The 13,662-nt window shown below is 39.1% G+C and carries 7 protein-coding genes; 2 read left to right on the forward strand and 5 right to left on the reverse strand.

Going from position 1 to position 13,662, the window contains the following annotated elements:
• Nucleotide 1 precedes the first annotated feature (1 nt).
• Nucleotides 2-541, forward strand: a complete 540-nt coding sequence (locus AC1DNH_RS01805) for a hypothetical protein (protein WP_477581076.1) — start codon at nucleotides 2-4, stop codon at nucleotides 539-541.
• An 8-nt stretch (nucleotides 542-549) separates the two neighbouring features.
• On the opposite strand, the gene AC1DNH_RS01810 is transcribed toward AC1DNH_RS01805, so the two are convergent.
• From AC1DNH_RS01810 to AC1DNH_RS01820, 3 genes are all read right to left on the reverse strand, one after another.
• Nucleotides 550-1,530, reverse strand: a complete 981-nt coding sequence (locus tag AC1DNH_RS01810) for an SH3 domain-containing protein (RefSeq protein WP_477581074.1) — start codon at nucleotides 1,528-1,530, stop codon at nucleotides 550-552.
• A 156-nt stretch (nucleotides 1,531-1,686) separates the two neighbouring features.
• Nucleotides 1,687-4,065 carry a penicillin-binding protein 1C gene (gene pbpC / locus AC1DNH_RS01815; RefSeq protein WP_477625109.1) on the reverse strand — a complete coding sequence of 793 codons (2,379 nt, stop codon included), beginning with the start codon at nucleotides 4,063-4,065 and terminating at the stop codon, nucleotides 1,687-1,689.
• A gap of 68 nt (nucleotides 4,066-4,133) precedes the next feature.
• The gene (locus tag AC1DNH_RS01820) at nucleotides 4,134-9,725 is read right to left on the reverse strand and encodes an alpha-2-macroglobulin family protein (protein WP_477625110.1); all 5,592 of its coding nucleotides are present in this window, start codon (nucleotides 9,723-9,725) and stop codon (nucleotides 4,134-4,136) included.
• Nucleotides 9,726-9,938: 213 nt separating this feature from the next.
• On the opposite strand from AC1DNH_RS01820, the gene AC1DNH_RS01825 reads away from it, so the two are divergent.
• The gene (locus tag AC1DNH_RS01825; RefSeq protein WP_477585704.1) at nucleotides 9,939-10,361 is read left to right on the forward strand and encodes a nuclear transport factor 2 family protein; all 423 of its coding nucleotides are present in this window, start codon (nucleotides 9,939-9,941) and stop codon (nucleotides 10,359-10,361) included.
• A gap of 123 nt (nucleotides 10,362-10,484) precedes the next feature.
• Here the strand turns inward: AC1DNH_RS01825 and AC1DNH_RS01830 are convergent, their stop codons facing one another.
• The gene (locus tag AC1DNH_RS01830; protein ID WP_029274671.1) at nucleotides 10,485-10,889 is read right to left on the reverse strand and encodes a hypothetical protein; all 405 of its coding nucleotides are present in this window, start codon (nucleotides 10,887-10,889) and stop codon (nucleotides 10,485-10,487) included.
• 84 nt (nucleotides 10,890-10,973) lie between these two features.
• Nucleotides 10,974-13,535, reverse strand: coding sequence for a type I DNA topoisomerase (gene topA / locus AC1DNH_RS01835; protein WP_477608881.1), 2,562 nt, complete (start codon nucleotides 13,533-13,535; stop codon nucleotides 10,974-10,976).
• Between the last annotated feature and the right edge of the window lie 127 nt (nucleotides 13,536-13,662).

Consider the following 13,662-nt stretch of genomic DNA (forward strand, 5'->3'; position numbering starts at 1 on the left):
TATGGAAAATCTTGTAAGTAAATTTCAAGCTTTTTTGGACAATCAACAGGGCTTTTTAGTTGATTTGGAGCGTGCAGACAATAGCATATTAACTAAATTAATAGCCAATTATGATAAGAACGATTTGGAGGTTTTCACAGAATCAAATAATGGCTCTGCCTGGGCGATCTGGAAGCATGAAAATGCCTTGCCCGTTGTTTTAATAAGTTCTGAAGGTGTTCCTTTTGATATTGCAGCCAAGGATTTTGAAACTTTTTTGGCACTGTTGTATTATGGTACAGGTTTAATATATCAGTGCTTAACTTTCTTGGATTTTGCAAAACGGATGGGGCAAACAGAAAAGCAGGCATTAAAACGTTTTGATAAAAATTACCTCGAAAAGGAATTGCAAAGATTTCATACAGACTATCCGGATTATAATGCGCTGTATAATTTTATTGATGAACAAGGTGTTGGTAAAATAGAAGATCCAATACAAAGTTTTTTGGCTACTACTAAATTAAGAAAAGCTTTTGGCGAGTGGAAAGAAAGTTTTCAATAGCTAAATAATTAATTTAAAAATTCCTTCTTCACCCATTTATTATCGTTACTTATTTTACACCAGCCATTACTTTCTTCAACGATAAAAACCTCCTGATTTTTTGTAAGTGCAGAAACTTTCGGAAAATTGGTGCCTGGCCCGCTTCTTACATTTAGGGTAGTGGCATTTACTGTTGCCCTGGTTACGTTTTTGGTGAAACTTCCATTTACCCAATGTTGTTGCGATGCTGATATTTTATACCAGCCATTTTTCTCTCCGTATACGCGGAGAATAGCCCCTAAGGTTGCTGGCTCAACTCCGGTAACTTTTTTACTTTGGGCATTCGCGTCTTCCCTAATGTTTAAGCTATCGGCGGTAACTGCAACATATTTTATAATATTCTGCGCAGGTTGTGGAACGACACCATTTAAAGCTGCACTTACCAGTGGTAGGAAATCTTGATTGCAATTTTCAACCTTGTTACCGCCAAAAAAATTAGTGCCCGGGCAGGTTTTATTGTTGCCCGTTCCATTATTTCTTACTCCGGTCGTTAAATTAAACCAATGGTGATAAACTACGTTATCGCTGTTAACTGTGATACCGAATTTTTTACACAGTGCTGCCGTTATCCTTACAATAGTATTTTTGTGTTCAGCGGTCATTAAATCCTTTCCTGTATCGAAGTCCCCAAGATTTTCAATACAAATGGCGTGGCTGTTAAAACCTAAAATGCAAGCAGGTGTATTTTCAAGGTTTCTACCGGTTAAAATTGTACCATCGGGAAAAGTAGTAAAATGTTGCCCGATATCCATCCAACCATTATGACTAACGTGGTAATTTTTCATTCCTTGCTGCAAATCAAAGTGATTATTACCCTTAAAATTGATGTAGCTCGGACTCCAGGTATGATGCTCCTGAATGTGTATGATGGTTCGGGCAACTCTTAAATTTGAAATCCACGTTTCAAATTCATTAATATCCATTTTGGTAAAACCGAATTTACTAGTCATAACAAGATTGGTTTAAGGTAAAACTTAACTGTTACAAGGATGAAAATTTTTGAAATTCTAAATGTTCTACTAAATATACTTAAAGTAGTTTAAATCAATGTAAGTTTTTTAATATCAGTTTGTTGTGTTTTTTTATTTTCTCTTTTAAATTGCCTTTTATCTGTTGTTTTTTTCTTTATCTAAAACTGTAAAAACCTGTACCAGCCTTTCTCCATTTTCATCAACCAGGGTTAAAGTATGTCTACCAGGCGGTGGACTAATGGCCAGTTGATGAAAATTAGTAGTGGTGCTAACATATTCATTATCAATATGCCAATATATTTTAGAACCTGAATTTCTGTGGGCTGCATTAATCACAATTTTGCCTCTTGTTCCATCTAGTTCTAAGGGAATGTAAACTATTGCATTGTTTTTCGGGTAAATTACCTCCATTACACTATTTCCACCCGAAAGGTCGCAGCCACTTTTAAAAGGAGGAAGGGATTTATAGTCGCTATTCTTTATTTTGTAATAATACTCCATTGCTGGCGGCAAAATAAACCAGCTTTTGTGCTGCATATGGGTTATGCTTTCACATTGGTCGGTAACCCTAAATGTGCCTGTTCTGTCCAAATGAACCAATTTATGGAAAGGACAAACGACAGTTTTCTCTCCTGCAGCCGGCACTAATTCTTCTGTCACATTGGTACAATATTCTCCAGCTTTATAACCGCTCTGCTTGCATATTTTTATCTTTTTAAGTTTGGTGGCTGGTGTTTCGAACCATTTTCCATTAGGCAGTAACCTAAAAATGTCAAATAGGACTGGGGCAGCTGCTTCAATTCCTACCAGGCCTGGTCTTCCTTCTCCATCGGCATTGCCTACCCAAACACAAACCACATAATTCGGTGTTAAACCAACAGCCCAAGCATCGCGAAAACCAAAGCTCGTTCCTGTTTTCCAGGCAACTCTTTGCGATGAAGAAAACTGCTCCCATAAACCTTCATCACCTGGTCGCATTACCTCTTCCATTGCATTAAAAGTAGCCCAAATCGAGCCATGGTCTAAAAAGGAGGTGCGCTGATAATCTTTTTCATCTTTATTTTCGCCATTGAAATAGCTTGCAGGTTTATAATCTTCAGGGTTATACAAACCTTTATAGGTATTGAAATGGTTTAACGTACGTACCATGCCCATGTAGGTGTTAGCCAAATCCCACATCGTAACTTCGCTACCGCCTAAAATTAACGATAAGCCATAATGATCTGCTGGTTGGTTAAGTGTTCCTATTCCGAGTTTTTTTAGTTTATCGTAAAAACGTTCATATTTGTATTGTTGCAGCATTTTTACTGCAGGGATGTTTAAGGAGCGGCTCAACGCTTTATCTGCAGCAATGGCGCCATCATAGCCCAGATCGTAATTTTGTGGTGAATAGCCCGCTATTTGAGTTGGGATATCGGGAACTAATGTGTGCGGTAATATAAAGCCATCATTCATCATGCTAGCATAAAGCAAGGGTTTTAAGGTACTGCCAGGACTTCGTGGTGCTTTAATCATATCCACGTGGCTTTGTAGGTCAGCATTTTCTGGCTGGTAGATATTGCCTACATAACTTACAACATGACCGGTTCTTGCATCCAGCACTAATGCTGAAATATTGTTGATGTCGTTTGCCCGGTAACGGTTATTGTACCGTTTTAATATGGCATTAACTTTTAGCTGGATATTTTCATCCAGTGTAGAAGTAATTCTGGTAGAGGAGATTTTAAGACTCGCTCGTTCTATTTTAAAACGGTTCAACAGATGCGGCGCATTTTGGGGTAGAGGCATAGGCTTGCCCGGAACGGGTTCTAACTTGGCTAAATTCGCAGTTGCCTGATCGATGTATTTTAACTTAGCCAGCTTATCTAATAAATCGTTTCTTTTTTTAATTAATCGCGTCGAGTTTTTACCCGGATGTACCAAAGAAGGACTATTGGGCAATACAGCCAATGTCGCCATTTCACCCCATGAAAGGGTTTTGGCATTGCGACCATAATATCGCCAACTTGCYGCTTCTAAGCCCACAACATTGCTGCCGAAGGGCGCATTTGCTGCATATAAGCCTATAATTTCCTCTTTTGAATATTTTGTTTCTAAGCGTAAAGCTAAAGTCACTTCCAATAATTTTTGCCAAACCGTTCGGTCTTGTTTTCGCGATAAACGGATTACCTGCATAGTTAATGTACTCCCGCCACTAACCACGCTTTTAGCTTTCCAATTCTGGCGCATGGCCCTGCTCATGGCCAGAAAATCAATGCCAAAGTGACTATAGAACCGCTTATCCTCGAAAGCAATGATGCAATCTTTAAATTTTACAGGAACACTGTCCGCCACAGGGAACCGCCATTGTCCATCGCTGGCAATTGCTGCACTTAATAAATTACCATTGCTTGCCTCAATTACAAACGAAGTAGGTGTTTTGAACAGTTTTGAGGGTAACGAAAAAAGAAAAGCCAAAAGCAGGGCAAAGCAGATAACATCCGAAATGAGGAAAGCTTTTGAGATTTTGTTCATTTAATTTTTTAAAAATAAGAAACCTCACAGGTTTTAAAAACCTGCGAGGTTTAAAACTAATTTTTATTCTACTTCACCACCTGCACCCATTTGCCTGCTTCTGTAGCCGAAATATCATTATTGTACATTGCTTCGCATTGAACGGCTGATAAATAATATTTACCTAGATAAGAGGCATTAAGTAATACCTTGTAAACTAAACTTTCACCTTCCCTTACATTAAAATAGGTGAAAACGCGGTCATCTCTGATATCCTGATAGGTAAAAGGAGATGAGGCTAAAATGCTCTGATTATCGTTAACGCGGGTATTGATAATTTCCCAACCTGAAGGAAAAATCTGTGTTAGCGCCATTTGTTCATAATATCCCATTCTGCCAGGATTTTTTACGGTTACCTCAGCATAAAAATCTGTTCCCTGTTTTAAGGTGGTTGGATCCAGGACTTTACCGTTTAAACGTTTGTAAGTCACGTTCATATCCAATACCTCCGGTCGGTTTGGCAAGAAATTGTTCTGACCAGCAATTGGTTGTCCTTCTAAAACCAAACGGACAAACAATACATTATTGCCATTATTGGTAATAGAAGCCGTATTTCCTTTAAAGGTTACAGGTGTACTGTTGATGTATTGATTTGAACTTACAGGTGCCGATTTTCCGTCTAGTACATACTGATATTGCAGTTTATTTGCCGATTGGTTTGAACCACAGAATTTTGCAATAGCCAACAAACTATAAGCGGTTGTTTGTGTGCTGTACCAGGTGTTTTCGCCAAGTTTAGCAGCTAAAGGTTGTAGTAAATTCGCAGCTTTTGCTTTCTGACCGAGTAGGGTTAGGGTTTCTAAAATCATGGCTTCATCGCGCACATCGGAGCCATAAGTTCCACCCAATTGTTTGTAAGCCTGAATAGATGTATCTAAACCTCTGATCATATTTTGAGCAACATCATTTTGTCCGGCCAGTTTATAAGCAGCTGCCAATCGCCATTTTGCAGCGATTGACAAATATTCAAAAGCTTTTAAACGGTTCATTGCTGCCATTTCAGGTTTTTTAGCTAAGGCAAGCATATACAAACGGTAGGCCTGAGACAAATCTCCTCCATAAAAATTATTACTGTTTGGCGCCCAGTTTGCCGCTTTGGATTTTTGAAAGCGCAACAGTTCATCCAAAAGGCCAACAGGAAGGGTATAACCAGCATTTTGTGCTTCAACCAGGAAGTGTCCGGCATAATTGCTTCCCCATTCATCAGAACTACCTTCGCCAGGCCAGTAAGACAAACCGCCATCTGTAGTTTGGAAACCTTTCAGCCTATTTATACCGGCTTTAATGTTTTTCTCTGTTGTAGCTTTTTGTTGTTCATTCAACGGACTCAATCTATCCAAAAAGAGTTGAGGAAATATACCCGAAGTAGTTTGCTCAATACAGCCATGCGGATATTGGATAAGGTAACTCAATCTTTTACCAAGGTTGATCGCAGGGATAGAAGAAACTTCTAGTGAACCAGAATTTGTTCCTGTCATACCGATTGGCAAATAGTTTACCGCCCATTTGGTATGCGGCTGAACCGTTGCAGACACTACATTGGTTACATATGGGTTTGGATTTCTGATATCCATTTCCACATCGTAAACTGTTTTTTCAGCTCCACTTTGTGCAATCACTTTTACTTTGGCAATGCCTACTGTGTTGGGTGCTTTCACCTCGAAATAGGTCATTTGCTCACCTGTTTGTTTGTAGTAAAGCTGCTGTTTGTTACTGCCTTGAACAATTAAATTATTTGCCTGGAGTTGTACTGATACATTTTTAAGATTGTTCTCTGTAGCAAAAACGGTTACTGGTAAGGTGAAACTTTCTCCCGGACCGATAACCCTTGGCAAAGTAGCCAAAACCATTAACGGCTTTTTAACCTGAACCGATTTTTCGGTAAAACCATATGCAGCATCCTGCCCGGCAACTACCATAGCTCTTACCGCACCAATATATTGAGGCAATTTAAATTTGTGTGTTTTACTTTCGCCTTTGCCAATAGTAAATGGCCCCATAAATTTAACCACTGCTTTAAAACGGTTGGCTTTTGCTGGATTTAAGTTCTTGTTGATGCTACCATCACCACCAATGCTTAAAATGCGTTCTAAATTCCCTCCCCATGCGCCTAATACATAGTCGAATAAATCCCAGGTTTTTACGCCTAAACCTTCGCGGGCATAAAATGCACCATGTGGATCAGGTGTTTTAAAACGTGTTAAATCTAATAAACCTTCATCTACGAGGGCAATGGTATAGGTCATTGCTTTGCCGTTCTGCTCAGCTACAGTAATGGTGTTTTCGGTTTCAGGCTTGATTTTATCCAACATTTTTATGGTTGGTTTTAGGATGGTCTGCGGATCTTCAACCGAAAGCGGAATAGCGCCATACATCCTGATTGGTAAATCGTTAACCGTTTGTGCATGCGGTTGTAATAAAGTAATATTGGCAAAAACATTAGGTGCCATCTCTTTCTCAGCCTTGAACTTAAATTGCGTTTGTCCGGCTTTGGTATCTACCCAGAAGGTTTTTAATACCCGGCTTCCATTTTCAATGGAGATTAACGCTCTTCCGTTTTTACCAGTTGGGATGGTTAAGGTAATATCCTCTCCAACAGTAAATTTTTCCTTATTAGCAGTGAAAGATAACATAGATGCCTCAGTTGGGTTGCTGCCCTGTTCGCGCTGTGCCCAGCCCGGCCAATCTACATAAACAGATTTTCCGGTAACATGTCCACCATTGGCATCACGCACCAAAATTAAATAACGGCCCCATTCTGGTTCATCAACACGTAAATCCCAGCTCCCTTTTCCGTTAGTCAGATTCACTTGATGGCTTTCTACCAATTTGTTATACTGGTTTTGGGTAAAGTTAGCGTAGGTATATTGATCGTCCTGTTCCCACCACCAACGCCATTGTGTTTTATATAATTCTACCTGAACGGTTTTGGTTCCGCTCAACAGTTTTCCATCGGTATTTACATTTACAATTTCGATTTTATGCGCTTTGCCAGTAACCAGCATACCACTCAAACGGTCGCCTTTTTCTGGTCGGATACCCAAATAACTGCTATACACATGATAGGGTATGCTGAAATTATCGATGCTGAAATTACCTCCGGGTTCGAAGACTTTGGTTGTAAAGTTTGCCCTTAACACACCAGGAGCGGTATTGTTCTCATTGAGGTTGGTGTTAATCTGAGCTGTACCGTTCTGGTTTAAAGTGCCTTCGAAAATGGTTTTAACCTGCGATTCGAAGTTAACCGTTGGGTTATCGAAACTAAAACCCTCAAAACCTTTAAATTTAGTCTCTGTAGTGTTTAAGTTTACATCAACCTTCGCTTTTAAGTTTTGCGCAACAGCACCGAATAGCCATTTGGCCGATAGGGTAGCGGCTGATGTTCCTGAACTTAAATATGCTCTATTGCCAACGTTGAAATCAATTTTCAAACGGTTTGGCATTACGGTTTCGATTTTTAGGGTTTTGGTAAATGTAGCTCCACCTGCTTTAACTTTCGCCATCCAGTTACCAGTTGGCGCTGTACTTTCAGTAGCGGTTTTAAAGGTGTAGAATCCATTTAAAGGTTTGTCATTGATCAATCTTTTGTAAAGCTGACCTTTCGGGTTATAGAATTCCATGGTTACCGGATAATTGGCTGGCAGTTTTTTTAGTTTGTCTTCCAGTACGAAAGAAACAAATAAACTGTCGCCTGGCCTCCAAACACCACGCTCGCCATAAATAAAGCCTTTTAAGCCACTTTGGACTACATCACCGCCAACATCGAAGCGGCTTAACGGAAGTGAGCTTCCATCGTCTAGTTTAAGGTAACCACGTTCTGAACCATTTTTAGCGATCAATAAGAAAGGCTGACGTTTCAGGTCAAAACTTGCAAAACCATCACCATCAGTTTTAGTCGTGAAAATGATCTGTTTTTGGTAATCCATCAATTCAAGGTTTACACCACTTAGTGGTTTTGCCGTCAATAAGTCTGTTGCTACAATAAGCATGCTGTTATCGTTACCACGTTTGGCCACCAAACCAATATTCGAGGCAATTAAGTTTCTGCTGGCCCAGCGCTGGTTGGTGTAAAACGATGGCGTACATGGATTGTCTTTATCATTCCACCTGTAATTTGGCGGGTAATAATTATTGTAACGTTGCCAAAAGTCATCGTCTTCGTCAATCTTTTCACCATAACCTTCGTAATCTCCATATTCGGCTTCTTCCTCATTACCATCGGCTTTTTCTTCCCCGGTTTTACAATTGTAAGCATTGTATTCCTGTCTGAAAGCAATGGTAACGCGGTACATGGCACCGGGCTCAGTACGGATCATTTTATCCAGATCAAGGGTGAAACGGTTCTTTTTATGGAGGTTAAGTGCCTTATCTTCATCTAATCGTACCGTTTTTTGCAGAATAGGTTTGGCCACCCTACGCAATTCGTTACCATCTTTATAACTATTCGTTTGAAAAAACTGCGGTATGTTGTTTTCGTAAATTTTGATCACGGTAACATCAACAGCCTTTAAATTAATCGCTTCGAAAGGTAAAACCAGCTTTCCGGAGTTGGGTAAAATGGTACCATTACCTGCAATGGTAACGGCCGGTAATTTATCCTCGAAAACAAGATTGACTACTTTACCGTTTGGAAGTGTTTTCGAATTGATGTTTTCTACTCCTGCATTCACACTTAAAGTATAATTGCCTTTAAGTTCTTCGGCAGCATAAACTTTAACCTGACTGGCATCAATGGTATACCTTAAATCGCTCAGATTGCCAAGTGTAATCATACCTGTTAAATCCTGCCCAACACCAATGGGTTCTGAAAATTGCACCAATGCATAATCTTCTTCGCCCTGAATAGCCTTCATATCCAGTATTTCGAATTTATTTATCGCCGGAACACGGATTTCTACTTCTCCTTTTTGTTCTGCGTCAATGGCATCTCCATCCCAATCTATTTTTAAATTTTGATCGTTTCCAGTCTTTTTTATGCTATCGATAGTGAATTTTGAAGTGTTTTTTGCTGGATCGTGCTGCCATTTGATTTTTAGCTTTTGGTCAAAATCCAATGAAATCGTTTTCTCTATTTTATTGGTTTCTTCTACGTCAGCAGTAGCCACTTCGCCGGTTAATTTCATATAATCCATCGCAGTATTGTTCTGCGAAACCAATCCGTTTTGCGAAAGCATAATCCCTGGGGTAATTACTTTAAACTCAAAGTCGAAATCTTCAAGGCCTTTTTCTGTAGCAGAAACTTCCGAAAGTTTGAATGTAGCTTCGTAGTTTTTGCCAGGTTTGAGGTTTTCATCAGGTCTAAATTCAACCGTTTGCGGATCTATCCAATAGGTTTTGCCCGAGATAGAAGGGGAGAAGTCGAACAGTTCGCGTGAATCTGCTTTGCCCAGATCCTGCATGCCTGTTGCCGCATTGGCTAAATGAACTCTGATAAAACTTTTTTTGGAAATGGTTCCGGAAGTATAGGCTTCGATATATTTTGCATAAGCCTGATTTTCTTCATGATTTTTTTTCTTTCTATTGAAATAGATAAATACAATTGCCGCTATAGAAACAGCAAGTAATCCGATGAAGATAAATTTCTTTTTAGAGGAAGATTGGTAGGTAGATGGTTGTTCCATGTTTGAAATTCGTTAAGATAAATGGGGATATAATGTTACGGTAAAAGCAATGGATGTGCCGCAATTTATCCTTTGCATCCGAAACCCTATATTCCATCCGAAAATAAACTAAAATTCACGTTAAAATAAATTATGTTGAAAATTAACGCTTAGGGTTTGTTCCTTTGCATGGTTTTGGATAAGTTTACAACATTAACCCCAATACAACCAGATATGATAAAGAAACTCTTGATTTTTTCGAGCCTGTTAATTTCGACCAGTTTTTGTTTTGCCCAAAAAACTGAAGTAGAAGATGCCGTAAGCAAATTAACCAAACTGATGGTTACACCAGATAGTTTGGCGCTTGATAAAATAATTTTGAATAACCTAAGTTACGGGCATTCGAGTGGAAAGATTCAAACCAAGCAGGAATTTATGCATTCGTTACTTTCTGGAGAATCTGATTTTGTAGATATTAATTTAACTGATCAAACTGTCGTTGTTCAGAACAAAACAGCTTTGGTTCGTCATACACTAAATGCCAAAACAAATGATAAAAATATTCCAGGAAATGTGAAATTGTATATTCTTTTAATCTGGAGTAAAGAAAAATCGGGCTGGAAATTAATTGGAAGACAGGCTGTTAAGGTGCCTTAGATTAGTTTGGAGTTTACAGTTTGGAGTTCTCAGTTTTGGATGCAGAACTAGCGATAGTATTAAAGTTACATACTTAAAATCTATGAGGAAGTGACTCCAAACTCACCACTCAAAATTCCCAATTTATTTAATCATCACCCCAGGTCTGTTTACCAGCGGAATCTTGATCATATTGGAATCGATGATGCTTTCGGGCAAGAAAATGAATTTCTTATCATAAATAGTGCTACCAATGTAATAGCTTAGCCAATATTCGTTAGTTAAGCCAAAAACTTCAGGATCAATGGCTTCCACGCCTGCAAAAGAATTTGCTTCCATGTCGCCTACAAAATGTCTTAAAACAGAAGTTTTTACCTGCTTTCCGTCTTTTTCTCCATAACCTTTAGAGCTGATTAAAACATTGGTTATCGGTTCGTTTTTTAAATTAACAAGATAAACCGTCCAGCTTTTTACTTCAGGTGTTTCGCCCATCAATACAACGGCCATTGCGATATCTTCAACTGTATTTTCTGGTAAATCTGCTTTCATAACCACTATTTGACGTCACTCTGAATTTATTTCAGAGTCTTTTATTAAAAGATGCTGAAACAAGTTCAGCATGACGAATTATTTTTATTTTTTCTTTGCTACAGCCTTTTTAGCTGGGGCTTTTTTCTTTGCCGGTGCTTTTTTCTTCGTTTCGAAAGCATTAGGCACCTGCTCTACAATCATTTTCTTAACAACTTCCAAATCAATATCAATCAATTCTTCCGGTGTATATTTTTGCTTGGTAGCCTCATTATTCCTTAATTTAAGCATCAACTTGCCAAAACGGATAAATGGTCCCCAACGGCCGTTTTCGATAGATATTTTTTCAGCATCCCAGGTTTTAATGTATCTATTAGCCTCTTTTTCTACTTTTTTACCGATTAAGGTATTAATATCTTCTTGTGTTAAATTGTCGAAATCGTATCCTTTTGCGGGAATATTGATAAAGAGATCGTTCCATTTGATAAACGGACCAAAGCGGCCTTTGCCCTTTGTTACACCTAAACCTTCGTAATAGGCAATAGGTGCATCATCATCCATTTTCTGGCGGATAATTTCAACTGCTCTTTCATAAGTAACCGATAAAGGCTCCTCGTTTTTAGGAAGGGAAATAAAACTTTCGCCCCATTTTACATAAGGACCAAAACGGCCAACACCAATCATTACTTCTTTACCTTCAAAATCAGGAAGTTGGAAAGGAAGTTTAAACAGCTCCAGCGCATCATCTAAAGTAATGGTTGCAACAGATTGTGTGCGCATTAAGCTCGCATACCGAGGTTTTTCCTCTTCATCAAGCTCTCCAATTTGAACCAATGGTCCAAATTTACCTACTTTGGTGTATACATTTTTACCCGTGGCCGGATCTAAGCCCAATAAGCGCTCGCCAGTGGCACGTTCTGCAGTTTCAAGCGTAGTTTCTACTTCGCTATGAAATGGATTATAGAACGAGTGCAGCATTTTAGTCCACTCTTGTAAACCCTGGGCAATTTCATCAAATTCTTTCTCCACCTTTGCCGTGAAGTTAAAATCGACAATGCCTTTGAAATGTTCTACCAGGAAATCGTTTACTACCTCACCAATATCGGTAGGGAAGAGTTTTGATTTCTCCGCACCGGTAATTTCTGATTTTATTTCTTTTTTTACTTGCCCGTCAGCTAAAATGATAGAAGTAAACTTGCGTTGTTTGCCATCTCTATCTTCTTTAACCACATAACCACGGTTTTGTACCGTAGAAATGGTTGGTGCATAAGTAGACGGGCGGCCAATGCCCAATTCTTCTAGTTTTTTAACCAAACTGGCCTCTGTATATCTTGCTGGCGGACGAGAATAACGCTCGGTTGCCTGCATTTCTTTTAAAAATAGTTCCTGCCCCTTGCTTAATGGAGGTAAAATTGCGCCACCTTCTTTTTCTTCGTTTTCTTCATCATCGGTAGATTCCAGATAAACTTTTAAGAAACCGTCAAATTTTAATACCTCACCTTCGGCAACTAAGTGTTCTTTTCGGGTTGAGGCGGTGATCTGAGCAGTTGTTTTTTCGAACAATGCTTCGCTCATTTGTGAAGCAATAGAGCGTTTCCAGATTAAATCGTACAAGCGTTTTTCGGAAATATCGCCGTCTACACTGTGTCTGTCGAAATAAGTAGGGCGGATGGCTTCGTGAGCCTCCTGGGCACCAGCAGATTTTGTTTTATAAACGCGGTGTTGGTGGTATTTATCGCCGTAAGCAGATTTAATCTCGGCAGCAGCAGCATTTAATGCAGTTTCGGATAAGTTTACAGAGTCTGTTCTCATGTAGGTAATCTTACCTGCTTCGTACAGTCTTTGTGCAACCTGCATGGTTCTGGCTACCGAAAATCCTAATTTTCTGGAGGCTTCTTGTTGTAAGGTTGAAGTGGTAAATGGGGCTGCAGGATTACGTTTTGCCGGCCTTGTTTCTAAACTGGTAATATCGAACCTGGCATTTGTACAGTCCTGAAGAAATTTTTCAGCATCAGCCTCATTTTCGAAACGTTGTGGCAATTCTGCTTTTACAATTTCTTTTCCTTTGCCGGTAGCAAACTGGGCAGTAATTTTATAGGCAGCAGCAGCATTAAAGTTTAGAACTTCTCTTTCTCTATCAACAATTAAACGTACAGCAACTGATTGTACACGGCCCGCAGATAATGATGGTTTTACCTTTTTCCATAAAACAGGAGAAAGTTCGAAACCCACCAGACGATCTAATACACGACGTGCCTGTTGCGCATTTACCAGATTATAATCAATTCCGCGCGGACTATCGATTGCTTTTAAAATTGCTGGTTTGGTAATTTCATGAAAAACGATGCGCTTTGTTTTCTCCACTTTTAGGCCTAAAGTTTCGAATAAGTGCCACGAAATAGCTTCCCCTTCACGGTCCTCATCGGATGCTAGCCATACCATTTCGGCTTCCTTAGCTAGTTTTTTTAACTCGGCGACAATGTTTTTTTTGTCGGCGGGTACCTCGTATGTCTGCGCAAAATTATTTTTGATATCAATAGCCATATCACCTTTAACTAAATCGCGGATGTGGCCGTAGCTAGATTTTACAAGAAAATCTTTGCCTAGGTAGCCTTCTATAGTTTTAGCTTTTGCGGGTGACTCGACGATTAATAAATTTTTGGCCATGAAATACGTTTTTGTGCAAATAAAGCTATAATTAAAGCATAAATCAAAACATGAATAGAATTAAATACAATTTTTTTATTAAATGCAGCGGAAATATGTTGGTTTATAGGTTGATTTTAATGTGGTT

Source organism: Pedobacter sp. 01N310 (assembly GCF_056399805.1).